We start from the raw sequence: 23,442 nt of genomic DNA on the forward strand, positions 1-23,442 counted from the left end.
TTTTTTTATCCCCTCACCCTAACCCTCTCCCCATAGGGGAGAGGGGACGGCTCGGTGCGGTTTTTCTCCCTCGCCCCTATGGGGAGAGGGCCGGGGTGAGGGGAAAACTACGGCTTGGTCGCAATCAACACCGCACGCATCGGGGCCGGATAGCCTTCGATGGTTTTGCTGTGGTCGGCCGGGTCGAGGAACTGCTCCAGCGATTCGGTGATCATCCAGTCGGTGCGGCGCTGCTCTTCGATAGAGGTCACGCTGACATCGGCAATCCGCACATCCACAAACCCGCACTTCTCCAGCCAGTTCTTCAGCGCCAGCGCGGAAGGGATGAAGTAAACGTTGCGCATCTGCGCGTAGCGATCGCCCGGCACCAGAACGGCATGCTCATCGCCTTCAATCACCAGCGTTTCCAGCACCAGCTCGCCGCCGCTGACCAGCTGATCTTTCAGTTGCCACAGGTGTTCAAGCGGAGAACGACGGTGATACAGCACGCCCATGGAGAAGACGGTATCAAACGCTTTCAGGGCAGGGAGCTGTTCGATGCCCAGCGGCAGCAGGTGCGCGCGCTGGTCGTTACCCAGCAGCTTGCGCACCGCTTCAAACTGGCACAGGAACAGCTGCATCGGGTCAATACCGACCGCCAGATGCGCGCCCGCGCCAATCATGCGCCACATGTGGTAACCGCTGCCGCAGCCCACGTCCAGAATGGTACGTCCGGTCAGGTCGGAAAGGTGGGGCAGAACGCGATCCCATTTCCAGTCAGAGCGCCATTCGGTATTGATGTTCACGCCGTAAAGTGAAAACGGCCCTTTGCGCCACGGCATCAGGTTACGCATCAGCGTTTCGATGCGGTTGATCTGCCCGGCCGGAAGCGGCTCTTCGCTCTCGGCGGTTACGCTGTGCAGAAGATCCAGACGATGCGGGGTCAGTTCGGGCAGATACTCCACCGCGTTTGACCACTGCTTTAACAGGCCGTGCTGCTGATCGCGCTGCCAGGCGGCAATCTGCGCGGGCAAGGTTTCCAGCCAGTGGGAAAGCTGGTTTTTGGCAATCAGCTGATAGAAGTTGCTGAATTCGATCATGCGGATTCTCCCGCTTTTAGCGCCACCAGAGAGCCAAAGTTAAAGCACTGGAACCACAGTTCGCTGTGCTCAAACCCGGCTTTGCTCAGACGCGCTTTGTGGGTTTCAACGGAATCCGTCAGCATCACGTTTTCGAGCATGCTGCGCTTCTGGCTGATCTCCAGCTCGCTGTAGCCGTTCGCCCGTTTGAAATCGTGGTGCATATTGAACAGCAGTTCGCCAACCTCGGCATCTTCGAAGCTGAATTTCTCCGAGAGCACCAGCGCGCCACCGGGATTCAGCCCCTGATAAATTTTATCCAGCAGCAGCTGGCGGTCTTCAGGAACCAGGAACTGAAGGGTGAAATTCAGCACCACCATCGAGGCGTTATTGATCTCAATCTCGCGGATGTCACCTTCCACCACGTCCACCGGGACAGGGGCTTTGTACGCGTCAATATGGCGACGGCAGCGCTCAACCATGGCCGGTGAGTTATCGACGGCAATGATTCGGCAGCCTTCCTGGTGAATATTACGACGAACCGACAGCGTTGCCGCGCCGAGCGAGCACCCCAGGTCATAGACCTGCGTGCCGGGTTGAACGAAGCGCTCAGCCAGCATGCCGATCATAGAGATAATATTGGAATAACCGGGAACAGAGCGCTGGATCATATCCGGGAAGACTTCGGCTACCCGTTCATCGAAGGTCCAGTCGCCCAGGCTGGCGATAGGCGCGGAAAAAAGCGTGTCGCGATCTGACATAACGTAAAAATCCGGGAAAAATAAAGTGGCGTATTGTGCGCTAATGGAGGGAGAAAACCAACTCCCACGGCATATACCACAGGTTAGCCAGCACCATCAGCAAAAGCGAACACCAGGTCGCACTCATGCCGGAACGACGCCAGCGGATTAAGCGGTGGTGAAAACCGTAATAGTGCATCAGGCGGCCAGCAATAAGAAGCAGGCCACAGATGTGCACCATCCAGGTTTCTGCGCCATTCATCTCCATAAATAGCAGCAGGATTAAGGCTGCGGGGATGTATTCGACCGCGTTGCCATGAATGCGGATAGCGCTTTGTAGCTCTGAAAACCCGCCGTCACCGTAGGAGACCCGGTACAGCGTTCTGAGGCGCACAACATCAAATGAAAACTTAATCAGCAGTAATGCACCTAACACCGCATACAGCGCGCTGACCATACAAACTCCCTGTTTTTGGCAGATGGCACTTCACTATGATAGGGGGTGATATCAGAAAAGAGAAGATTGTTGTGGGATGCCAGGGGCGCTGCCCACGGACGGCACCGCAGCCTGCAAGGCCTGCCACAGAGCATCGACCAGTTCGGGCGCCTGGGCGATATCCGGCGTGTGCAAAAAGAGATACGGCGTGGTGGAGTGCTCCCATTTCGCTAACGTTTGCAGCCAGACGGCGAACATCGCCTGATTTTGCTGCATGTTATCGCTGCCGATAAACCTGACCATGGGGTTATGCGCGGTCACGATGGCGTGGACCGGCACTTTCGGTTTTTTACGCTGCGCTTCAACGATGGCTTCGCTATGGGGGATAGCGCTGTGCACCGGGCGGCTGTCGAGGATCACCCGGTTTACGGAACGCTCAAGCAGGCCGCGATTGAGCGCTTTTTCTGCTTCGCCCTTCGCAAAAAATTCAGGATGCCTGACTTCAACGCCGTAGGTGAATTCGCGGGGCAGGGCATCGAGGAACTGCCACAGCGCAGGCATATCGCGCGGGCCAAACGTGGCGGGTAGCTGGATCCAGTATTGACCGATGCGGTTCGCCAGCGGCGACATGCGTGTAAAAAACTCTTCGGTCAAATCGCCGCAGTTGCGCAGCGCGGCCTGGTGGGAAATGGTGGCCGGAAACTTAAAGCAGAAGCGGAAGTCGTCGGTCGTTTGTTCCCGCCAGCGCGCAACAATCTCGGCTTTGGGAAGCGCATACAGGGTGGTGTTGCCCTCGACACAGTTGAAGTGCCGGGCATACTCCTCGAGGCTGGTGATGCCAAGGCGCACCCATTTCGGGTGCGACCACTGGGGCAGGCCTACATACATCATAGCGCGCTGACAATCTCATCCGTACTGCGCACACGTCCGATGCGCGGGAAAATATGGGTCATGCTGCCCTGATGCTGTTCCGCGGAGGCCGCGCTGCAGGCATCTTCGGCGATCACCAGGTTAAAGCCCAGCTCCCACGCGTTGCGGGCGGTAGACTCCACGCCGATGTTGGTGGAAATGCCGCACAGGATGATCGTGTCGATGCCGCGACGGCGGAGCTGCAGCTCGAGATCGGTACCGTAGAATGCGCCCCACTGGCGTTTGGTCACTTCAATATCGCCGTCGCGTTTGCCGAGTGAGACCGGGTACGTCCACCAGTTTTCCGGCAGGGCGCGTGCTGGAGCCTGGGCATCAACGGGCTGTTTTAACGCTTCGGCGTAATCCGCAGACCAGCCGACGTGCACCATGACAACAGGCGCACCGCTGGCACGACATGTTTCCGCCAGGCGAGCGGCGCGGCTGACCACGTCATCCGCGGTATGCGGGCCACCGGCGAAGGGCAGAATGCCTTCCTGTAAATCAATCACGACAAGTGCGGTTTTACTGGCATCAAGTGTTAACATCGTTACTCCCGTTAAATTAGTCACTTCCAGACACCATACGACGTGATGGCCTGTTATTGGTCGGATAATTTTGTTAATTTTTGTGAGAATGCGCAATAAGAGTGCAGCAAACGACCGCCTGGCCGTGGTTCGCTCTTATCGTCCGGCGGAATTTCCAGTATAATAGCCGCCTTTTTTCATCCAGTTGTGACATACAGAAAGCTGCGACATAGTAGCCTGCATACCAGGCGACATTTAGCCTGCGGCTAATTAAGGGATATCTCATGCGTACAGAATATTGCGGGCAGCTGCGTCAGTCCCACGTCGGGCAGCAGGTAACCCTGTGTGGTTGGGTCAATCGTCGTCGTGATCTTGGTAGCCTTATCTTCATCGATATGCGCGACCGCGAAGGTATCGTTCAGGTGTTCTTCGACCCGGATCGCGCAGATGCGTTGAAGCTGGCCTCTGAGCTGCGTAATGAGTTCTGCATTCAGGTTACCGGCACCGTGCGTGCGCGTGACGAGAAAAACGTTAACGCCGACATGGCGACGGGTGCCATCGAAGTGCTGGCGTCCGACCTGGTGATCATCAACCGTGCAGAAGCGCTGCCGCTGGACTCCAACCACGTCAACACTGAAGAAGCGCGTCTGAAATACCGCTACCTGGATCTGCGTCGCCCGGAAATGGCTCAGCGCCTGAAAACCCGTGCGAAAATCACCAGCCTGGTGCGTCGCTTTATGGATGACCACGGTTTCCTCGATATCGAAACCCCGATGCTGACCAAAGCCACGCCGGAAGGTGCGCGCGATTACCTGGTCCCATCCCGCGTTCATAAAGGTAAATTCTACGCGCTGCCGCAGTCTCCACAGCTCTTCAAACAGCTGCTGATGATGTCCGGCTTCGATCGCTACTATCAAATTGTAAAATGCTTCCGCGATGAAGACCTGCGCGCTGACCGCCAGCCAGAATTTACCCAGATCGATGTGGAAACCTCCTTCATGACCGCCGAGCAGGTGCGTGAAGTGATGGAAGCCCTGGTGCGTAGCCTGTGGAATGATGTGAAGGGCGTTGAACTGGGCGACTTCCCGATCATGACCTTCGCTGAAGCCGAGCGTCGCTACGGCTCCGACAAACCAGACCTGCGTAACCCGATGGAGCTGGTGGACGTTGCAGACCTGGTGAAAGGCGTTGAGTTTGCCGTATTCTCTGGCCCGGCTAACGATCCTAAAGGCCGTGTGGCGGCCCTGCGTGTACCGGGTGGTGCAACACTGAGCCGCAAGCAGATCGACGACTACGGCAACTTCATCAAGATCTACGGCGCGAAAGGTCTGGCCTATATTAAAGTGACCGAGCGTGCGAAAGGCCTGGAAGGTATCACCAGCCCGGTAGCGAAGTTCCTGAACGCAGACATCGTGGAAGCGATCCTTGAGCGCACCGGCGCGCAGGACGGCGACATGATCTTCTTCGGCGCAGACAACAAGAAAGTCGTGGCGGATGCGATGGGCGCGCTGCGTCTGAAGCTCGGCAAAGACCTGAGCCTGACCGACGAAAACAAATGGGCGCCGCTGTGGGTTATCGACTTCCCAATGTTTGAAGACGACGGTGAAGGCGGCCTGACGGCAATGCATCACCCGTTCACCTCGCCAAAAGACATGACGGCAGCAGAGCTGAAAGCGGCACCGGAAGATGCGGTCGCGAACGCCTACGATATGGTTATCAACGGCTACGAAGTGGGCGGCGGTTCCGTGCGTATTCACAGCGGCGAAATGCAGCAGACCGTGTTCGGCATCCTGGGCATCAACGAGCAGGAGCAGCGCGAGAAGTTCGGCTTCCTGCTGGACGCCCTGAAATACGGCACGCCTCCGCACGCGGGTCTGGCCTTCGGTCTTGACCGACTGACGATGCTGCTGACCGGCACCGATAACATTCGTGATGTTATTGCCTTCCCGAAAACCACTGCCGCAGCGTGTCTGATGACCGAAGCGCCAAGCTTTGCCAACCCGGCCTCTCTGGCCGAGCTTGGCATTGACGTGGTGAAGAAGGAAGAGAAAAACTGATATGGCATATAAGCTTCCCGTTTCGGTCCTGGTGGTCATTTATGCAGAAGACACGAAGCGGGTGCTGATGTTGCAGCGGCGCGATGACCCTGATTTCTGGCAGTCGGTAACCGGCAGTCTGGAAGAGGGGGAAACCGCGTTGCAGGCCGCCGCGCGTGAAGTAAAGGAAGAGGTCACCATTGACGTTGCCCGCGAGCAACTGACCCTGAAGGACTGTCAGCGCACGGTGGAGTTTGAAATTTTTAGCCATTTACGTCATCGCTACGCGCCGGGTACCGAGCGCAATACGGAGTCGTGGTTCTGTCTCGCGCTCCCCCATGAACGGGAGATCGTGTTTACCGAACACCTGACCTACCGCTGGGTGAATGCGGCGGACGCCGCCGCACTGACCAAGTCGTGGAGCAACCGGCAGGCGATTGAAGAATTTGTAATTAACGCTGCCTGAAAAGGCGCGCTCTTTGAGGATATTTTTATGGCAGGTCATAGTAAGTGGGCCAACACCAAACACCGCAAAGCGGCACAGGATGCCAAGCGCGGTAAGATCTTTACCAAAATCATTCGCGAGCTGGTGACAGCAGCGCGTCTGGGCGGCGGCGACCCGGCTTCTAACCCGCGTCTGCGCGCGGCGGTAGATAAAGCGCTGTCTAACAACATGACGCGTGACACCCTGAACCGTGCAATCGCACGTGGCGTGGGCGGTGATGAAGACGCGAACATGGAAACCATCATTTATGAAGGTTACGGTCCTGGCGGTACAGCGGTAATGGTTGAGTGTCTGTCTGACAACCGTAACCGTACCGTTGCGGAAGTGCGTCACGCGTTCACCAAAACCGGCGGCAACCTGGGCACTGACGGTTCCGTGGCTTACCTGTTCAGCAAAAAAGGCGTCATCTCCTTCGAGAAAGGCGATGAAGATGCGATCATGGAAGCGGCGCTGGAAGCCGGTGCGGAAGACGTTGTGACCTTCGATGACGGTGCTATCGACGTTTACACCGCGTGGGAAGAGATGGGTGCCGTGCGCGACGCGCTGGAAGCGGCTGGCCTGAAAGCGGACAACGCTGAAGTCTCCATGATCCCGTCTACCAAAGCGGACATGGATGCGGAAACGGCACCAAAACTGCTGCGTCTGATCGACATGCTCGAAGACTGCGACGACGTGCAGGAAGTGTATCACAACGGTGAAATCTCTGATGAGGTTGCAGCGACTCTCTAATGAGAGCGTATAAATCCGTTACGGGAGACGCGTGATGTCGATTATTCTCGGGATTGACCCAGGCTCACGCGTCACCGGTTATGGCGTTATCCGGCAGGTTGGACGCCAGCTAACCTACCTGGGCAGCGGCTGTATTCGTACCAAAGTTGACGATCTGCCGTCGCGCCTGAAACTCATCTATGCGGGCGTGTCGGAGATCATCACCCAGTTTCAGCCGGACTATTTCGCCATTGAGCAGGTCTTTATGGCGAAAAACGCCGATTCGGCGCTAAAGCTCGGTCAGGCGCGCGGCGTTGCCATCGTCGCTGCCGTGAACCAGGATTTGCCGGTATTCGAATACGCGGCGCGTCAGGTCAAGCAGACGGTGGTGGGCATTGGTAGCGCGGAGAAAAGCCAGGTGCAGCACATGGTGCGTACCCTGCTGAAGCTTCCCGCGAACCCGCAGGCCGACGCCGCCGATGCGCTGGCGATTGCGATTACCCACTGTCACGTCAGCCAGAACGCGATGCAAATGAGCGAGTCGCGGCTCAATCTGGCGCGAGGCAGGTTACGATAATGAGAAATCAGGCTGGATAAACATCCAGCCTTTTTTTATTATGTCGGCAGTTAATTTCTCCCAGAACGCAGGAGCGTCACGTGATAGGCAGACTCAGAGGCATCATCATTGAAAAACAACCCCCGTTAGTGCTGCTGGAAGTGGGTGGCGTGGGCTATGAAGTCCATATGCCGATGACCTGCTTCTACGAGCTGCCGGACGCGGGCAAAGAGGCGGTTGTCTTTACTCAGTTTGTGGTGCGTGAAGATGCCCAGCTGCTGTACGGCTTCAATAACAAGCAGGAACGAACCCTGTTCCGCGAGCTGATTAAAACCAACGGCGTTGGCCCGAAGCTGGCGCTGGCGATTTTATCCGGCATGTCTGCACCACAGTTCGTGAATGCCGTTGAGCGCGAAGATCCTGCGGCGCTGATTAAGCTTCCGGGCATCGGCAAGAAAACCGCCGAGCGTCTGATTGTCGAAATGAAAGACCGCTTTAAAGGTCTGCATGGCGATCTGTTCACGCCGGCTGCCGATTTGGTACTGACCTCTCCTGGCGGCCCTGCCACGGATGATGACGCCGAGCAGGAAGCGGTTGCCGCGCTGGTGGCGCTGGGCTATAAACCTCAGGAGGCCAGCCGTATGGTGAGCAAAATTGCCAAACCGGACGCCAGCAGTGAAACCCTGATTCGTGAAGCGCTGCGCGCTGCATTGTGAGGTAAAGGATGATTGAAGCAGACCGCCTGGTATCGGCAGGCACAATTCAGGCAGATGACGTGGTGGATCGCGCGATCCGCCCTAAGCTGCTTGATGAGTATATCGGCCAGCCGCAGGTTCGTTCCCAGATGGAGATTTTCATCCAGGCGGCAAAGCTGCGCGGCGATGCGCTCGATCACCTGCTGATTTTTGGCCCTCCGGGTTTGGGGAAAACTACGCTGGCGAATATCGTCGCCAATGAAATGGGCGTCAACCTGCGCACCACCTCCGGCCCGGTGCTGGAGAAGGCGGGCGATCTCGCCGCGATGCTGACCAACCTCGAACCGCATGACGTGCTGTTTATCGATGAGATCCACCGCCTGTCACCGGTGGTGGAGGAAGTGCTCTATCCGGCGATGGAAGATTACCAGCTGGATATCATGATCGGTGAAGGCCCGGCCGCGCGCTCCATTAAAATCGATCTGCCGCCCTTTACCCTGATTGGCGCTACCACCCGCGCCGGGTCGTTGACCTCTCCGCTGCGCGACCGTTTCGGCATCGTACAGCGTCTGGAGTTTTACCAGGTGGCGGACCTCCAGCACATTGTTGGCCGTAGCGCCCGCTATATGGGGCTGGAAATGAGCGAAGAGGGCGCGTTTGAAGTGGCGAAACGTTCCCGCGGTACGCCGCGTATCGCCAACCGCCTGCTGCGCCGCGTGCGTGACTTTGCCGAAGTGAAGCACGATGGCTCGATTTCCGCCGAGATCGCCGCTCAGGCGCTGGATATGCTGAACGTCGATGCCGAAGGCTTTGACTATATGGACCGTAAACTGCTGCTGGCGGTGCTGGATAAGTTCTTTGGCGGCCCGGTCGGGCTGGATAACCTGGCGGCGGCTATTGGGGAAGAGCGTGAGACGATTGAAGATGTGCTGGAGCCGTATCTGATCCAGCAGGGCTTCTTACAGCGCACCCCGCGTGGACGTATGGCAACGGTGCGGGCGTGGAATCATTTCGGCATTACGCCACCGGCAATGCCGTAAATCGTGCCGGATGACGGTTTCGGATGGTTTTGTAGCCCCGGTAAGCGAAGCGCCACCGGGGACATACCCGCTACTGTGCGGTCTTTTTCATCATACTGAAGATAAACAGCACCGCCGCACTGAGCACCACGGACGGCCCCGCAGGCGTGTCATAGAACGCCGAGAAGGTTAGCCCACCCGTTACGGCAATCATCCCGATAATAACGGCCACACCGGCCATCTGCTCCGGCGTACGGGCAAAACGACGCGCCGTGGCGGCAGGGATGATCAGCAGTGATGTAATAATCAGCGCGCCGACAAACTTCATCGCTACACCAATCGTTAACGCCGTCACCAGCATCAGCAGCAGCTTCACGCGCTGCAGCTTCACGCCGTCGACAAATGCCAGGTCCGGGCTGACGGTCATGGCCAGTAAATTCCGCCACTGCCAGAGCAGTATAGCGAGCACCACCACCACGCCAATGGCGATAGCGATAAGATCCTCCGGCGTCACAGCCAGCAGGTCACCGAAGAGGTAGGCCATCAGATCCACGCGGATGTTCGACATCAGGCTGACCACCACCAGACCCAGAGACAGGGCACTGTGCGCCATAATGCCAAGCAGCGTATCAATCGCTAGGTGAGGGCGCTTTTCCAGCCAGACCAGACCTGCGGCCAGCAGCAGCGTAACCACAATCACCGCGTAGAAGGGGTTCACATCCAGCAGCAGACCAAAGGCAACGCCCAGCAGAGACGCATGCGCCAGGGTATCGCCAAAATAGGACATTCTGCGCCAGACCACAAACGAGCCAAGCGGGCCCGCGGCGCAGGCAAGCATAATCCCGGCCAGCCAGCCGGGCAGTAACAGTTCAATCATGAGTGTCCATTTCCCCGACGCAGTACAATTCGTCCCTGTAAATCATGGCGATGATTATGATGATGGCGGTAAATGCCCAGCTGTTCGGCGCCGCGAGGGCCAAACATAGAGATAAATTCCGGATGCATTGACACCACTTCAGGCGTGCCGGAGCAGCAGATATGATGGTTGAGACACAGCACTTCGTCGGTTTTTGCCATCACCAGATGGAGATCGTGAGACACCATCAGCACTGCGCAATCAAGCTCTCGACGTAGCTGGTCGATCAGATCATAAAGCGCAACCTGACCATTCACGTCCACGCCCTGAGTCGGCTCATCCAGCACCAGCAGCTGCGGGCTGCTCAGCAGCGCGCGGGCAAGTAAGACTCGTTGCGTTTCACCGCCGGACAGTTTTTGCAGCGGCGCATCGATGAGATGGCCCGCCTGCACGCGTTTCAGCGCCGGGAGAATATCGGCTTTCCGTGTACCGGGGCGCAGACGCAGGAAACGGCTGACCGTCAGCGGCAGCGTGGCGTCGAGGTGAAGTTTTTGCGGCACATAGCCAATACGCAATTTTTCCTCGCGCTTGATCACGCCTTCATCGGGTGCGACCAGACCCAGCACTACGCGCACCAGGGTGGATTTGCCTGCGCCATTGGGACCGAGCAGCGTCAGAATTTTGCCGGGCTTCAGATCGAGCGACACGTCAGAGAGGACGCGGCGCTGGCCGAATGAGACCGAAATATTTTCAAGAGAAACCAATGTCGTCATGTCATTTTAGGCTTGAAGAAGTCAACGAATGTTATAATATCACATTCCACGCATTCACTACGATGATCAGTCGCATTATGTTACATAAAAATACGCTTCTTTTCGCAGCATTATCCGCTGCCCTTTGGGGTACAACCGCACAAGATGTTAACGCTGCGGTTGTCGCTTCGCTTAAGCCACTCGGATTCATCGCCTCGGCCATAGCAGACGGAGTAACGGAAACCCAGGTTCTGCTCCCTGATGGTGCATCCGAGCATGACTATTCCCTGCGCCCGTCAGATGTAAAACGCTTACAAAACGCGGACTTAGTCGTCTGGATTGGTCCGGAAATGGAAGCGTTCATGCAGAAGTCAGCAAAACAGGTTGCTGGCGAAAAGCAGGTCGCGATTGCTGCACTCCCTGGCGTGAAACCGTTGCTCATGAAAGGGGCGGACGACGACGGCGACGAGCATGACCATCATGCTGCAGACGGTGAAAAAGGTGATGGAGATCACCATCACGGCGAGTACAACATGCATCTTTGGTTATCCCCAGAGATAGCGCGGCTTTCAGCGGTTGCAATCCATGACAAATTAGTGGAACTTATGCCGCAAAGTCGAGCCAAACTAGACGCCAACCTGAAGGATTTTGAGGCACAATTAGCCGCAACCGATAAGCAGGTAGGTAATGAGCTCGCACCGTTGAAAGGAAAAGGGTATTTCGTTTTTCATGACGCCTACGGCTATTACGAAAAACATTACGGTTTGACCCCGCTGGGTCACTTCACCGTCAACCCTGAAATTCAGCCTGGTGCGCAGCGTTTACATGAAATCAGAACACAGTTGGTTGAGCAAAAAGCGACATGCGTTTTTGCTGAGCCACAGTTCAGGCCAGCGGTCGTAGAAGCCGTGGCCAGGGGAACATCCGTGCGCATGGGAACCCTTGACCCGCTAGGTACGAATATCCAGTTGAGCAAAGCGAGCTATTCGCAGTTCCTCAGCCAACTGGCGAACCAGTATGCGAGCTGCCTGAAAGGAGATTAACGAGGAAGTGAATACGTGCAACAGATAGCCCGCTCTGTCGCCCTGGCATTTAACAATCTGCCTCGACCCCACCGCGTTATGCTGGGGTCGCTTACAGTACTCACCTTAGCGGTCGCCGTCTGGCGGCCCTATGTTTACCACCCGAGTTCTGCCCCTATCATTAAAACCATTGAGCTTGAAAAGAGCGAAATCCGTTCTTTGCTGCCTGAAGCCAGTGAGCCTATCGACCAGGCGGCTCAGGAAGATGAAGCCATCCCGCAGGATGAACTGGACGATAAAACCGAGAACGAAGCGGGTATCCACGAATATGTTGTGTCAACCGGGGACACGCTGAGCAGCGTGCTGAACCAGTACGGCATCGACATGGGTAATATTAGCCAGCTGGCGGCTGCGGATAAAGATCTTCGTAACCTGAAAATCGGACAACAGCTCTCCTGGACATTAACGGCGGATGGCGATCTCCAGCGTCTGACCTGGGAAATGTCCCGCCGCGAAACCCGCACCTACGATCGCACTGCAAACGGTTTCAAGATGACCAGCGAAATGCAGAAGGGCGACTGGGTTAACAGCGTTCTGAAAGGCACCGTGGGCGCGAGCTTTGTCTCCAGCGCGCGCGATGCAGGCTTGACCAGCGCTGAAATCAGCTCGGTGATCAAAGCCATGCAGTGGCAGATGGATTTCCGCAAGCTGAAGAAGGGCGATGAGTTCTCCGTCCTGATGTCCCGCGAAATGCTGGACGGCAAGCGCGAGCAAAGCCAGCTGCTGGGCGTACGTCTGCGCTCCGAGGGCAAAGATTACTACGCGATTCGTGCCGAAGACGGTAAGTTCTATGACCGCACCGGTACGGGCCTGGCGAAAGGCTTCCTGCGCTTCCCGACGGCAAAACAGTTCCGCGTCTCCTCGAACTTTAACCCGCGTCGTCTGAATCCGGTAACCGGGCGCGTCGCGCCGCACCGTGGCGTTGACTTTGCCATGCCGCAGGGCACGCCGGTACTGGCGGTAGGGGATGGCGAAGTGGTGGTGGCCAAGCGTAGCGGTGCCGCCGGATATTATGTCGCGGTACGTCATGGTCGTACTTATACGACCCGCTATATGCACCTGCGTAAGCTACTGGTCAAACCGGGCCAGAAGGTGAAGCGCGGTGACCGTATCGCGATCTCCGGCAATACCGGACGCTCTACTGGCCCGCACCTGCACTATGAAGTGTGGATCAACCAGCAAGCAGTGAACCCGCTGACGGCGAAACTGCCGCGCACCGAAGGCCTGACAGGTAAAGATCGTACTGATTATCTGGCGCAGGTGAAAGAGGTGATGCCGCAGCTGAGCCTAAACTAAGCTCTCTGTTTTTGTTAAAAAAGCCGGCGCACACTGACGCCGGCTTTTTCTTTTGTGCGTGGACGACTGCCTCGCTACACTATCTGAATTAAATTTTGCGTCATCAGACCCTGGATCCAGCATGGAAACCAAAAAAAACAATATTGAATACATTCCTGAGTTTGAAAAATCCTTCCGCCATCCGCGCAACTGGGGCGCCTGGCTTGGTGTTTACGCCTTTGCGGGGATGGCGATGCTGCCTGCCTCTGTTCGCGATCCCGTTCTCGGTAAAATTGGCCGTCTGGCCGGGCGTTTAGGCAAGAGCGCCCGCCGCCGCGCGCAGATCAACCTGTACTACTGTTTTCCTGAGAAAAGCGACGCCGAGCGCGAGGCAATCATTGATGAGATGTATACCACCGCGCCGCAGGCAATGGCGATGATGGCGGAACTGGCGCTGAAAGGGCCGGATAAAATCGTCGATCGCGTTGACTGGAAAGGGCTGGACATTATCGAGGAGATGCGCCGCAACGACGAGAAAGTCATTTTCCTCGTCCCCCACGGCTGGGGCGTTGATATTCCGGCGATGCTCATGGCCTCTCAGGGGCAGAAAATGGCGGCGATGTTCCATAACCAGGGAAATAAAATCTACGATTTTGTCTGGAACACGGTGCGTCGTCGTTTTGGCGGACGTTTGCATGCGCGTAACGATGGCATTAAGCCCTTCATTCAGTCGGTACGTCAGGGGTACTGGGGCTACTATCTACCGGATCAGGACCACGGCCCCGAGCACAGCGAGTTTGTCGATTTCTTTGCAACCTATAAAGCAACGCTCCCCGCGATTGGCCGTCTGATGAAGGTCTGTCGTGCCCGCGTAATCCCGCTATTCCCGGTCTATGACGGCAAAACGCATCGTCTGAGTATTGAGGTCCGTCCGCCGATGGACGATCTGCTCACCGCGGACGACCACACCATCGCGCGTCGAATGAACGAAGAGGTGGAAATACTGGTGGGGCCACATGCCGAACAGTACACGTGGATACTGAAGCTGCTTAAAACGCGTAAACCGGGTGAAACAGAGCCCTATAAACGCAAAGAGCTTTATCCGAGGAAATAAAAAAAGCCCTCTCCGTCTGGAGAGGGCTTTTTAACACAGACGTTATTACTCGACGGTCATGACGCGCGTGGTGTTGGTTGAGCCGATGGTGCTCATCACATCGCCCTGGGTCACAATGACGATATCACCGGACACCAGATAGCCTTTGTCGCGCAGCAGGTTTACGGCATCGTGTGCCGCCGCTACGCCGTCATTGGTGCTGTCGAAGTGAACCGGCGTCACGCCGCGGTACAGCGCGGTCAGGTTCAGGGTACGCTCGTGACGGGACATGGCGAAGATCGGCAGACCAGAGCTGATACGAGAAGTCATCAGCGCGGTGCGGCCAGATTCGGTCATGGTGATGATCGCGGTAACGCCTTTCAGATGGTTTGCCGCGTACATCGCAGACATCGCAATCGCTTCTTCTACGTTGTCGAACTGCACGTCCAGACGGTGTTTAGAAACGTTAATGCTTGGGATCTTTTCAGCGCCCAGGCAGACGCGCGCCATGGCGGCCACGGTTTCTGCCGGATACTGGCCCGCAGCGGTTTCCGCAGAGAGCATCACCGCATCGGTACCGTCCAGCACGGCGTTAGCCACGTCCATGACTTCTGCACGGGTTGGCATTGGGTTGGTGATCATCGACTCCATCATCTGAGTGGCGGTGATCACCGCGCGGTTCAGCTGACGTGCGCGACGAATCAGCGCTTTCTGGATACCTACCAGCTCAGGGTCGCCGATTTCCACGCCCAGGTCACCGCGCGCAACCATTACCACATCGGACGCGAGGATCACATCGTCCATAGCATCCTGATCGCAAACGGCTTCCGCGCGTTCAACTTTCGCGACGATTTTGGCATCGCAGCCTGCATCACGTGCCAGGCGACGCGCATAGTTCAGATCTTCGCCGCAGCGCGGGAAGGAGACGGCCAGGTAGTCAACGCCGATCAGCGCGGCAGTGACGATGTCCGCTTTGTCTTTATCGGTAAGCGCTTCAGCAGAGAGGCCGCCACCCAGTTTGTTGATGCCTTTATTGTTGGAGAGCGGGCCGCCGACGGTGACTTCGGTGAACACTTTCATGCCCTGAACTTCCAGCACCTTCAGCTGTACGCGACCGTCGTCGAGCAGCAAGATATCGCCAGGCACCACGTCAGCCGGCAGGCCTTTATAGTCGATACCGACTTTCTCTTTATCGCCTTCGCCTTTGCCCAGGTTGGCATCCAGCAGGAATTTGTCGCCGATATTGAGGAAAACTTTACCCTCTTTAAAGGTCGATACGCGGATTTTTGGACCCTGCAAATCGCCGAGGATGGCCACGTGGCGGCCCAGTTTTGCTGCGATTTCACGCACTTTGTCGGCACGTAATTTATGGTCTTCTGGCGTACCGTGAGAGAAGTTCATACGCACCACGTTGGCACCAGCGGCGATAATTTTCTCAAGATTGTTATCGCGATCGGTGGCCGGGCCTAAGGTGGTTACGATCTTGGTTCTGCGAAGCCTTCTGGACATGTAATACTCCGTTGACTGAAACAACTTTGGTGTTGCGTGAACATTGAATCGGTCTTCATCTGCTGCAAGGCAGCGGAGAGTGGACCGAATGCCGTAAATCGTTACATCGTAATTATTGGTTACGTCTTCGTTATCAACTATCAGGGAACATCGCTCTTTATAAGCAATTCTTTATCAAAACGCGATTCCTTCAGCGCTTCCTTGACCCGCTTCAAGTTATCCCGGAATTTTGCGCCCCGACGTAAGGTAAAACCGGTCGCCAGCACGTCAATCACGGTAAGCTGCGCCAGCCGGGAAACCATCGGCATATAAATGTCGGTGTCTTCCGGCACGTCAAGGGTGATCGCCAGCGTCGCCTCACGCGCCAGCGGCGTGCCTGCCGTGGTGAGGGCAATCACCATGGCATCGTTTTCACGGGCCAGCTGCGCCAGCTCTACCTGACTCTTGGTGCGGCCGGTATGCGAAATCAGTACCACGACGTCATCTTCACTGCAATTCATACAGCTCATGCGTTGCAGCACAATGTCATCGGAATAAATAACCGGGACGTTAAAGCGGAAAAATTTGTTCATCGCGTCATGCGCTACGGCCGCCGACGACCCGAGACCAAAGAACGCAATCCGCTTGGCCTGGGTGAGTAAATCCACCGCGCGATTCACGGAACTCATGTCCAGAGACTGGCGGACGTGGTCGAGCGAAGCCATAGCCGATTCAAAAATTTTCGCGGTATAGGCATCAACGCTGTCGTCTTCATCCACATTACGATTAACATAAGGGGTGCCGTTAGCCAGACTTTGTGCCAGATGCAGTTTAAAATCAGGAAAGCCGCGCGTTTCCAGGCTGCGGCAAAAGCGGTTGACCGTCGGTTCGCTAACACCCGCTTCCTGTGCCAGAGCGGCGATGCTCGAATGAATCGCCTGAGCGGGGGAGGCGAGAATGACCTCGGCCACTTTTCGCTCGGATTTGCTAAGGTGTTCCAGTTGAAACTGGATTTTTTCCAGCATGTTCATGTTAACAGGACGCTCATGGGTGTAAACGATTTCATAAATTGATGAAATCGTGATTCGATTTAGCCGATATTACCCTTGTGGCTTCCCTAAAGGGTAATAATCGACAAGATAATGTTGTTGTTTTTTTTCATTACTTGATCGGTGTCGGGTTTTGCCGTGACCCTGTTGCGCAAAGAAACGGCGGTTGTTGCGTCATTGCGCCGTCGTAATCCTCCAGAGAGGGAAAAATCGCGTTATCGCACGCGACGATAAGCGCTAATGGTTTCGGGAATGACGTAAAAGCAGTACAGTGCATTGTAATAAAATTACAACGATACCTGGCAGAAGTACCAGGTGATCCAACTGAGGAGAATGACATGGCGGTAACGCAAACAGCCCAGGCATGTGACCTGGTCATTTTCGGCGCGAAAGGCGATCTTGCACGCCGAAAATTGCTGCCTTCCCTGTATCAACTGGAGAAAGCGGGCCAAATTCATCCGGATACCCGTATCCTGGGTGTAGGGCGCGCCGACTGGGACAAAGACGCTTATACCAAAGTCGTCCGTGAGGCGCTCGAAACTTTCATGAAGGAAAAAATTGATGAAAGTTTGTGGGATACCCTGAGTGGACGTCTCGATTTCTGCAACCTGGACGTCAATGACGTCAGCGCGTTTACCCGTTTAGGCGCGATGCTGGATCAGAAAAACCGTGTCACCATTAACTATTTCGCCATGCCGCCAAGCACCTTCGGCGCCATCTGCAAAGGTCTGGGCGAAGCCAAACTGAACGCCAAACCGGCGCGCGTCGTGATGGAGAAGCCGCTGGGTACGTCGCTGGCAACCTCGCGTGAAATCAACGACCAGGTGGGCGAGTTCTTTGAAGAGTGCCAGGTCTACCGTATCGACCACTATCTCGGTAAAGAGACGGTACTGAACCTGCTGGCGCTGCGTTTCGCTAACTCCCTGTTTGTGAATAACTGGGACAACCGCACTATCGACCACGTGGAAATCACCGTGGCGGAAGAGGTGGGGATTGAAGGCCGCTGGGGTTACTTTGACCAGGCCGGCCAGATGCGCGACATGATCCAGAACCACCTGCTGCAGATTCTGTGCATGATTGCCATGTCTCCACCGTCTGACCTGACGGCTGACAGCATCCGTGACGCAAAAGTGAAGGTGCTGAAGTCACTGCGCCGCATCGACCGCTCCAACGTGCGTGAGAAGACCGTTCGCGGCCAGTACACCGCCGGGTTTGCGCAAGGCAAAAAAGTGCCTGGCTACCTGGAAGAAGAGGGCGCGAACAAGTCCAGCAACACCGAGACGTTCGTGGCCATCCGCGTGGATATCGACGACTGGCGCTGGGCGGGGGTTCCGTTCTACCTGCGCACCGGTAAACGTCTGCCAGCCAAATGTTCCGAAGTGGTGGTTTACTTCAAAAACCCGGAACTGAACCTGTTCAAAGAGTCCTGGCAGGAGCTGCCGCAGAACAAACTGACCATTCGTCTGCAGCCGGACGAGGGCGTGGATATCCAGATCCTGAACAAAGTGCCGGGCCTGGATCACAAACACAACCTGCAGACCACCAAGCTGGATCTGAGCTACTCCGAAACCTTCAACCAGACGCACCTGGCCGATGCTTACGAGCGTCTGCTGCTGGAAACCATGCGCGGTATCCAGGCACTGTTCGTGCGCCGCGACGAAGTGGAAGAAGCGTGGAAATGGGTCGACTCCATCACCGAAGCCTGGGCTGCCGATCAGGATGCGCCAAAACCGTATCAGGCGGGGACCTGGGGACCTGTCGCGTCGGTTGCGATGATCACCCGCGATGGCCGCTCCTGGAACGAGTTTGAGTAAGATAATCCTCTAGCCCGTAAGTGTTATTTTACCGGTAACATGATCTAACACAGCTAGTGGCACAATTTTCAACTTTTAAGCTCCGCGTGGATTCACCCGCGGAGCTTTTTTTATTACACTGCCGGAAGTGATTTTGCCCCTGAGCTCCGGACAGCAAGCGTTTCAGCGTTGTTAACAACTGCCAGCGACTTTGTAAACTCCCGAGCCCGGACAGATAAATTAGAGGAGCTTTTATGAATCCGACATTGTTACGCGTAACACAGCGCATTACTGAGCGCTCGAAAGAGACCCGCTCGGCCTACCTCGCCCGGATTGAACAGGCAAAGAGCAACACCGTCCACCGATCTCAGCTGGCCTGCGGGAACCTGGCGCACGGCTTCGCCGCCTGCCAGCCTGATGATAAAGCGTCGCTGAAAAGCATGTTGCGTAACAATATCGCCATCATTACTTCCTATAACGATATGCTTTCCGCTCACCAGCCGTATGAGGTCTATCCCGCTATCATCCGTAACGCGCTGCACAGCGTAAATGCCGTGGGCCAGGTGGCAGGCGGCGTACCTGCCATGTGCGACGGCGTGACGCAGGGGCAGGACGGCATGGAGCTGTCCCTGCTGAGCCGCGAAGTGATTGCGATGTCTGCGGCGGTGGGCCTGTCACACAACATGTTTGATGGTGCGCTGTATCTCGGCGTGTGCGACAAGATTGTCCCGGGCCTGGTAATGGCGGCGCTGTCGTTTGGGCACCTGCCTGCGATCTTCGTGCCGTCAGGCCCAATGGCGAGCGGTCTGCCGAACAAAGAAAAAGTGCGTATCCGCCAGCTGTACGCGGAAGGGAAAGCTGACCGTCAGGCGCTGCTGGAGGCGGAAGCCGCGTCCTATCATGCGCCGGGGACCTGTACGTTCTACGGTACGGCTAATACTAACCAGATGGTGGTGGAGTTTATGGGAATGCAGCTTCCGGGCTCGTCCTTTATCCAGCCGGATGCGCCGCTGCGCAAGGCGCTGACCGAGGCCGCGGCCCGTCAGGTCACGCGCCTGACCGGCAACGGCAACGAATGGATGCCGATGGGCAAAATGGTTGACGAAAAAGTCATCGTCAACGGGATTGTCGCGCTGCTGGCAACCGGGGGGTCAACCAACCACACCATGCACCTGGTGGCTATGGCGCGTGCGGCGGGCATTCTGATTAACTGGGATGACTTCTCCGAAATCTCTTCCGTGGTGCCGCTGATGGCACGCCTGTACCCGAACGGTCCGGCGGATATTAACCACTTCCAGGCCGCAGGCGGCGTACCGCTGCTGATGCGCGAGCTGCTGAAAGGCGGGCTGCTGCATGAAGACGTAAATACCGTGGCGGGCTTTGGCCTTAAGCGCTACACCCAGGAGCCGTGGCTGAACAACGGCGAGCTGGACTGGCGCGAAGGGGCGAGCGCGTCTCTTGATGCGCAGGTGATCGCCACCATCGACAAACCGTTCTCACCTCACGGCGGCACTAAAGTGCTGAGCGGCAACCTCGGTCGCGCGGTAATGAAGACCTCTGCCGTACCGGAAGAGAACCAGATTATCGAAGCGCCGGCGGTGGTGTTTGAAAGCCAGCACGACGTGTTACCCGCCTTTGACGCCGGTCTGCTCGATAAAGACTGCGTGGTGGTGGTGCGTCACCAGGGGCCTAAAGCGAACGGGATGCCAGAATTACATAAACTTATGCCACCACTTGGTGTATTATTGGACCGCCGTTTCAAAATTGCGTTAGTCACCGATGGACGCCTCTCTGGGGCATCCGGTAAAGTGCCTTCAGCCATCCACGTAACGCCGGAAGCCTACGACGGCGGTTTACTGGCGAAAGTGCGCGACGGTGACATGATCCGCGTTAACGGCCAGACGGGCGAGTTAACCCTGCTGGTCGATGACGCCGAGCTGGCGGCACGTCAGCCCCATATTCCTGACCTGAGCGCATCGCGCGTGGGGACCGGACGCGAAATGTTCAGCGCGCTGCGTGAGAAACTCTCCGGTGCGGAGCAGGGCGCAACCTGTATTACGTTTTAAGACGACTTGATTTTAACGATCTGGCGAGAGAAAACTCTGATGAAAAACTGGAAAACAAGTGCAGAAGCAATCCTGACCACTGGCCCTGTCGTGCCGGTTATCGTGGTAAACAAGCTGGAGCACGCAGTACCGATGGCGAAAGCGCTGGTTGCGGGCGGCGTTCGCGTTCTGGAAGTCACCCTGCGTACCGCCTGCGCGATGGACGCTATCCGCGCTATCGCCAAAGAAGTGCCGGACGCCATCATCGGTGCGGGCACCGTTCTCAACGCGCAGCAGCTGGCAGAAGTGACCGACGCGGGCGCGCAGTTCGCCATCAGCCCTGGCCTGACCGAGCCGCTGCTGAAAGCCGCCACTGAAGGCACCATTCCGCTGATTCCGGGCATCAGCACCGTCTCTGAACTGATGCTGGGCATGGACTACGGTCTGAAAGAGTTCAAATTCTTCCCGGCTGAAGCGAACGGCGGCACCAAAGCGCTGCAGGCGATTGCGGGTCCATTCTCTCAGGTACGCTTCTGCCCGACGGGCGGTATCTCTCCTGCCAACTACCGTGACTACCTGGCGCTGAAAAGCGTGCTGTGCATCGGTGGTTCATGGCTGGTTCCGGCGGATGCGCTGGAAGCGGGCGACTGGGATCGCATCACCAAACTGGCTCGCGAAGCGGTTGAAGGCGCTAAGCAGTAAGCCATTCGCCGCATGAAAAACGGGCCTTACGGCCCGTTTTTTTATCCTGCAACCTTGACGCTCGCAGCGGCCGCTTTCGCTCTCGCCACGGCGTCGTCAACGTTATCCCCGGTGGCTAATGCCACGCCAAGACGGCGGGTTCCGTCGATCTCCGGCTTGCCGAACAAACGTACCTGCAATCCGACACCCACCGCCCCGTCGACGTTATCAAACGTGACGTTCTGGCTGGTTAACTGCGGCAGGATCACCGCCGAGGCTGCCGGGCCATACTGACGGATACCGCCGACGGGCAGGCCGAGGAATGCGCGCACGTGCAGGGCGAACTCGGAGAGATCCTGCGAAATTAGCGTGACCATGCCGGTGTCATGCGGACGAGGGGAGACTTCGCTGAAAATCACCTCATCACCGCACACAAACAGCTCCACGCCGAACAGGCCATAGCCGCCCAGCGCGAGTACGGTTTTACGGGCGATCTCCTGAGCACGCTCCAGCGCCAGGGCGCTCATCTGCTGCGGCTGCCAGGATTCGCGGTAATCGCCATCCTCCTGACGGTGGCCAATCGGGTCGCAGAAATGGACCCCGTCAACGGCGCTGACGGTCAGAAGGGTGATTTCGAAATCAAACTTTACGACGCCTTCGACGATGACGCGACCGGCTCCGGCACGGCCACCCTGCTGGGCATAATCCCACGCGTTATCCAGGGTGCTGCTGTCGCGAATAAAGCTCTGTCCTTTTCCGGAGGAACTCATCACCGGCTTAACGATGCACGGGTAGCCAATCTCCTCGACGGCCTTCAGGAATGCGGCCTTATCGCCCGCAAAACGGTAGCTCGAGGTGGGCAACCCCAGCTCTTCCGCCGCCAGGCGACGAATGCCTTCGCGGTTCATGGTCAGCTTTGCGGCTTTCGCGCAGGGCACCACGCGCTGGCCTTCCTGCTCGAGGGCGATCAGCGTATCGGTGGCAATGGCTTCAATTTCCGGTACGACAAAATCGGGTTTCTCGCGCGTAATCAGTTCGCGAAGGGCATCGCCATCCAGCATGTTAATCACATAAGAACGGTGGGCGACGTGCATGGCGGGTGCGTCGGCGTAACGGTCTACGGCAATGACTTCCACACCTAAACGCTGGCACTCAATGGCGACCTCTTTCCCCAGCTCGCCCGATCCCAACAGCATCACTCGCGTCGCCGCAGGTCGCAGCGCAGTTCCTAAACGAATCATAACAATCCCCCTAAAAAAGTTGCGCGCAGTATAAACGAAAACGTTTGCGTCTGTCTTGTGCAGGGCTAAACGAGGGGGCAGAAATTTGCGCTTCTTTAGCCCGACCAGACGTTTCCTGACGCCCGCTCGCTTACGCTGTGGAACATGTTCACCGTTAAGTGAGGGAAACCATGTCTGGCTGGTTAAATCAACTGCAATCCCTGTTAGGGCAGAAAACATCGTCTGGCGAGCGGGACCTTAGCAAGCTGCTGGTACCCGGGGCGCTCGGCGGACTGGCTGGCCTGCTGGTCGCGAATAAATCCTCACGCAAGCTGCTGGCAAAGTATGGCACAGGCGCGCTGCTGGCCGGCGGCGGCGCTATCGCGGGCACCGTGCTGTGGAATAAATACAAGGACAGGGTACGGACCGCGCACAGCGATGAGCCGCATTATGGCGAGCACACCTCGCCGCTGGATCTGCGTACCGAACGGCTCATTCTTGCGCTGGTTTTTGCCGCGAAAAGTGACGGGCATATTGATGATAAAGAACGTTCGGCGATCGAGCAGCAGCTGCGCGAAGCCGGGGTCGAAGAGAAGGGAAGAGTGCTGGTGGCGCAGGCGATAGAACAGCCTCTCGAGCCGCAGCGTCTTGCGCAAAGTGTGAAAAATGAGGAAGAGGCGCTGGAGCTCTATTTCCTCAGCTGCGCCGCCATCGATATCGATCACTTTATGGAGCGCAGCTACCTTAACGCCCTGGGCGATGCGTTAAAGATCCCTCAGGACGTGCGCGAGGGCATTGAGCGGGATATCCGGGAGCAAAAACAGGCGTTACAGGGATAGCCGTCGCCGTCGCGACGCGGTTTCGCTTGCATCATGCGTGGGTTTTGCCAACCTTATAGGGTGTAAAACTTAAAAGAATGATG

General features: G+C 56.8%; 23 protein-coding genes. 13 read left to right on the plus strand and 10 right to left on the minus strand.

Going from position 1 to position 23,442, the window contains the following annotated elements:
• Window positions 1-107: 107 nt before the first annotated feature.
• Genes cmoB through NQ230_RS09265 form a run of 5 tightly spaced genes read right to left on the minus strand, consistent with a single transcriptional unit; the run spans window position 108 to window position 3,688 of the window.
• On the minus strand, window positions 108-1,079 hold the full coding sequence (gene cmoB, locus NQ230_RS09245) for a tRNA 5-methoxyuridine(34)/uridine 5-oxyacetic acid(34) synthase CmoB (RefSeq protein WP_039263658.1): 972 nt from the start codon (window positions 1,077-1,079) through the stop codon (window positions 108-110).
• Window positions 1,076-1,819, minus strand: a complete 744-nt coding sequence (gene cmoA / locus NQ230_RS09250) for a carboxy-S-adenosyl-L-methionine synthase CmoA (RefSeq protein WP_032647795.1) — start codon at window positions 1,817-1,819, stop codon at window positions 1,076-1,078. Before cmoA ends, cmoB begins: the two co-directional genes overlap by 4 nt.
• Window positions 1,820-1,859: 40 nt before the next feature.
• The gene (locus NQ230_RS09255) at window positions 1,860-2,255 is read right to left on the minus strand and encodes an MAPEG family protein (RefSeq protein ID WP_021240443.1); all 396 of its coding nucleotides are present in this window, start codon (window positions 2,253-2,255) and stop codon (window positions 1,860-1,862) included.
• 51 nt (window positions 2,256-2,306) lie between these two features.
• Entirely contained in the window at window positions 2,307-3,125 is an 819-nt protein-coding gene (locus tag NQ230_RS09260) for a DUF72 domain-containing protein (protein ID WP_257260868.1), read from the minus strand.
• Window positions 3,122-3,688: a hydrolase gene (locus tag NQ230_RS09265; protein WP_257260870.1), complete on the minus strand. Its 567-nt coding sequence runs from the start codon at window positions 3,686-3,688 to the stop codon at window positions 3,122-3,124. Before NQ230_RS09265 ends, NQ230_RS09260 begins: the two co-directional genes overlap by 4 nt.
• A 263-nt stretch (window positions 3,689-3,951) precedes the next feature.
• Between NQ230_RS09265 and aspS the strand changes: the two genes are divergently transcribed.
• The 6 genes from aspS (at window position 3,952) to ruvB (ending at window position 9,207) form a co-directional block, all read left to right on the plus strand.
• The gene (gene aspS / locus NQ230_RS09270) at window positions 3,952-5,724 is read left to right on the plus strand and encodes an aspartate--tRNA ligase (protein ID WP_257260872.1); all 1,773 of its coding nucleotides are present in this window, start codon (window positions 3,952-3,954) and stop codon (window positions 5,722-5,724) included.
• 1 nt (window position 5,725) lies between these two features.
• A complete protein-coding gene (nudB, locus tag NQ230_RS09275) occupies window positions 5,726-6,169 on the plus strand; it encodes a dihydroneopterin triphosphate diphosphatase (RefSeq protein WP_032658557.1) in 444 nt (147 codons plus the stop codon).
• A 27-nt stretch (window positions 6,170-6,196) separates the two neighbouring features.
• Entirely contained in the window at window positions 6,197-6,937 is a 741-nt protein-coding gene (locus tag NQ230_RS09280; protein WP_008500447.1) for a YebC/PmpR family DNA-binding transcriptional regulator, read from the plus strand.
• A gap of 34 nt (window positions 6,938-6,971) precedes the next feature.
• Window positions 6,972-7,493 (plus strand): crossover junction endodeoxyribonuclease RuvC, encoded by a 522-nt coding sequence (ruvC, locus tag NQ230_RS09285; RefSeq protein ID WP_003859749.1) that lies wholly within the window; start codon window positions 6,972-6,974, stop codon window positions 7,491-7,493.
• An 80-nt stretch (window positions 7,494-7,573) separates the two neighbouring features.
• Window positions 7,574-8,188 carry a Holliday junction branch migration protein RuvA gene (ruvA, locus tag NQ230_RS09290; RefSeq protein WP_121424193.1) on the plus strand — a complete coding sequence of 205 codons (615 nt, stop codon included), beginning with the start codon at window positions 7,574-7,576 and terminating at the stop codon, window positions 8,186-8,188.
• An 8-nt stretch (window positions 8,189-8,196) separates the two neighbouring features.
• Entirely contained in the window at window positions 8,197-9,207 is a 1,011-nt protein-coding gene (gene ruvB / locus NQ230_RS09295; RefSeq protein WP_023312235.1) for a Holliday junction branch migration DNA helicase RuvB, read from the plus strand.
• A gap of 70 nt (window positions 9,208-9,277) precedes the next feature.
• Here the strand turns inward: ruvB and znuB are convergent, their stop codons facing one another.
• Window positions 9,278-10,063 carry a zinc ABC transporter permease subunit ZnuB gene (gene znuB / locus NQ230_RS09300; RefSeq protein WP_032658554.1) on the minus strand — a complete coding sequence of 262 codons (786 nt, stop codon included), beginning with the start codon at window positions 10,061-10,063 and terminating at the stop codon, window positions 9,278-9,280.
• Window positions 10,060-10,815 carry a zinc ABC transporter ATP-binding protein ZnuC gene (gene znuC / locus NQ230_RS09305; RefSeq protein ID WP_045326743.1) on the minus strand — a complete coding sequence of 252 codons (756 nt, stop codon included), beginning with the start codon at window positions 10,813-10,815 and terminating at the stop codon, window positions 10,060-10,062. Before znuC ends, znuB begins: the two co-directional genes overlap by 4 nt.
• A gap of 77 nt (window positions 10,816-10,892) precedes the next feature.
• Here znuC and znuA point away from each other — a divergent pair, with 77 nt between their 5' ends.
• The 3 genes from znuA (at window position 10,893) to lpxM (ending at window position 14,265) form a co-directional block, all read left to right on the plus strand.
• Complete coding sequence (znuA, locus tag NQ230_RS09310; RefSeq protein WP_193941540.1) at window positions 10,893-11,837, plus strand: zinc ABC transporter substrate-binding protein ZnuA; 945 nt, start codon at window positions 10,893-10,895, stop codon at window positions 11,835-11,837.
• Between the two features lie 15 nt (window positions 11,838-11,852).
• Window positions 11,853-13,172, plus strand: coding sequence for a murein DD-endopeptidase MepM (gene mepM / locus NQ230_RS09315; RefSeq protein ID WP_023312231.1), 1,320 nt, complete (start codon window positions 11,853-11,855; stop codon window positions 13,170-13,172).
• A gap of 121 nt (window positions 13,173-13,293) precedes the next feature.
• Window positions 13,294-14,265 (plus strand): lauroyl-Kdo(2)-lipid IV(A) myristoyltransferase, encoded by a 972-nt coding sequence (lpxM, locus tag NQ230_RS09320; RefSeq protein WP_023312230.1) that lies wholly within the window; start codon window positions 13,294-13,296, stop codon window positions 14,263-14,265.
• Window positions 14,266-14,310: 45 nt separating this feature from the next.
• On the opposite strand, the gene pyk is transcribed toward lpxM, so the two are convergent.
• Window positions 14,311-15,753, minus strand: coding sequence for a pyruvate kinase (pyk, locus tag NQ230_RS09325; RefSeq protein WP_008500455.1), 1,443 nt, complete (start codon window positions 15,751-15,753; stop codon window positions 14,311-14,313).
• A gap of 140 nt (window positions 15,754-15,893) precedes the next feature.
• On the minus strand, window positions 15,894-16,763 hold the full coding sequence (locus tag NQ230_RS09330) for a MurR/RpiR family transcriptional regulator (protein ID WP_023312229.1): 870 nt from the start codon (window positions 16,761-16,763) through the stop codon (window positions 15,894-15,896).
• Between the two features lie 356 nt (window positions 16,764-17,119).
• On the opposite strand from NQ230_RS09330, the gene zwf reads away from it, so the two are divergent.
• The 3 genes from zwf to kdgA all read left to right on the plus strand — a co-directional run bounded on the left by zwf (window position 17,120) and on the right by kdgA (window position 21,321).
• The gene (gene zwf, locus NQ230_RS09335) at window positions 17,120-18,595 is read left to right on the plus strand and encodes a glucose-6-phosphate dehydrogenase (RefSeq protein WP_023312228.1); all 1,476 of its coding nucleotides are present in this window, start codon (window positions 17,120-17,122) and stop codon (window positions 18,593-18,595) included.
• A 233-nt stretch (window positions 18,596-18,828) separates the two neighbouring features.
• Entirely contained in the window at window positions 18,829-20,640 is a 1,812-nt protein-coding gene (gene edd, locus NQ230_RS09340) for a phosphogluconate dehydratase (RefSeq protein WP_257260879.1), read from the plus strand.
• A 39-nt stretch (window positions 20,641-20,679) separates the two neighbouring features.
• Window positions 20,680-21,321 carry a bifunctional 4-hydroxy-2-oxoglutarate aldolase/2-dehydro-3-deoxy-phosphogluconate aldolase gene (gene kdgA / locus NQ230_RS09345; protein ID WP_121424187.1) on the plus strand — a complete coding sequence of 214 codons (642 nt, stop codon included), beginning with the start codon at window positions 20,680-20,682 and terminating at the stop codon, window positions 21,319-21,321.
• A gap of 41 nt (window positions 21,322-21,362) precedes the next feature.
• On the opposite strand, the gene purT is transcribed toward kdgA, so the two are convergent.
• The gene (gene purT / locus NQ230_RS09350) at window positions 21,363-22,541 is read right to left on the minus strand and encodes a formate-dependent phosphoribosylglycinamide formyltransferase (RefSeq protein WP_159514430.1); all 1,179 of its coding nucleotides are present in this window, start codon (window positions 22,539-22,541) and stop codon (window positions 21,363-21,365) included.
• Between the two features lie 170 nt (window positions 22,542-22,711).
• Between purT and NQ230_RS09355 the strand changes: the two genes are divergently transcribed.
• Window positions 22,712-23,359, plus strand: a complete 648-nt coding sequence (locus NQ230_RS09355) for a tellurite resistance TerB family protein (protein WP_023312225.1) — start codon at window positions 22,712-22,714, stop codon at window positions 23,357-23,359.
• Window positions 23,360-23,442 lie beyond the last annotated feature (83 nt).

It is taken from the genome of Enterobacter asburiae (assembly GCF_024599655.1).
GTDB classification, from domain to species: Bacteria; Pseudomonadota; Gammaproteobacteria; order Enterobacterales; family Enterobacteriaceae; genus Enterobacter; species Enterobacter asburiae_D.

Coding starts and splice junctions, on each gene's coding strand:
- nudB (WP_032658557.1), top strand. CDS start 5,726: ATGGCATATAAGCTTCCCGTTTCGGTCCTGGTGGTCATTTATGCAGAA.
- cmoB (WP_039263658.1), bottom strand. CDS start 1,079: ATGATCGAATTCAGCAACTTCTATCAGCTGATTGCCAAAAACCAGCTT.
- cmoA (WP_032647795.1), bottom strand. CDS start 1,819: ATGTCAGATCGCGACACGCTTTTTTCCGCGCCTATCGCCAGCCTGGGC.
- ruvB (WP_023312235.1), top strand. CDS start 8,197: ATGATTGAAGCAGACCGCCTGGTATCGGCAGGCACAATTCAGGCAGAT.
- NQ230_RS09260 (WP_257260868.1), bottom strand. CDS start 3,125: ATGATGTATGTAGGCCTGCCCCAGTGGTCGCACCCGAAATGGGTGCGC.
- purT (WP_159514430.1), bottom strand. CDS start 22,541: ATGATTCGTTTAGGAACTGCGCTGCGACCTGCGGCGACGCGAGTGATG.
- znuC (WP_045326743.1), bottom strand. CDS start 10,815: ATGACGACATTGGTTTCTCTTGAAAATATTTCGGTCTCATTCGGCCAG.
- NQ230_RS09255 (WP_021240443.1), bottom strand. CDS start 2,255: ATGGTCAGCGCGCTGTATGCGGTGTTAGGTGCATTACTGCTGATTAAG.
- NQ230_RS09355 (WP_023312225.1), top strand. CDS start 22,712: ATGTCTGGCTGGTTAAATCAACTGCAATCCCTGTTAGGGCAGAAAACA.
- lpxM (WP_023312230.1), top strand. CDS start 13,294: ATGGAAACCAAAAAAAACAATATTGAATACATTCCTGAGTTTGAAAAA.
- edd (WP_257260879.1), top strand. CDS start 18,829: ATGAATCCGACATTGTTACGCGTAACACAGCGCATTACTGAGCGCTCG.
- znuA (WP_193941540.1), top strand. CDS start 10,893: ATGTTACATAAAAATACGCTTCTTTTCGCAGCATTATCCGCTGCCCTT.
- znuB (WP_032658554.1), bottom strand. CDS start 10,063: ATGATTGAACTGTTACTGCCCGGCTGGCTGGCCGGGATTATGCTTGCC.
- ruvC (WP_003859749.1), top strand. CDS start 6,972: ATGTCGATTATTCTCGGGATTGACCCAGGCTCACGCGTCACCGGTTAT.
- kdgA (WP_121424187.1), top strand. CDS start 20,680: ATGAAAAACTGGAAAACAAGTGCAGAAGCAATCCTGACCACTGGCCCT.
- zwf (WP_023312228.1), top strand. CDS start 17,120: ATGGCGGTAACGCAAACAGCCCAGGCATGTGACCTGGTCATTTTCGGC.
- NQ230_RS09330 (WP_023312229.1), bottom strand. CDS start 16,763: ATGAACATGCTGGAAAAAATCCAGTTTCAACTGGAACACCTTAGCAAA.
- aspS (WP_257260872.1), top strand. CDS start 3,952: ATGCGTACAGAATATTGCGGGCAGCTGCGTCAGTCCCACGTCGGGCAG.
- NQ230_RS09280 (WP_008500447.1), top strand. CDS start 6,197: ATGGCAGGTCATAGTAAGTGGGCCAACACCAAACACCGCAAAGCGGCA.
- NQ230_RS09265 (WP_257260870.1), bottom strand. CDS start 3,688: ATGTTAACACTTGATGCCAGTAAAACCGCACTTGTCGTGATTGATTTA.
- pyk (WP_008500455.1), bottom strand. CDS start 15,753: ATGTCCAGAAGGCTTCGCAGAACCAAGATCGTAACCACCTTAGGCCCG.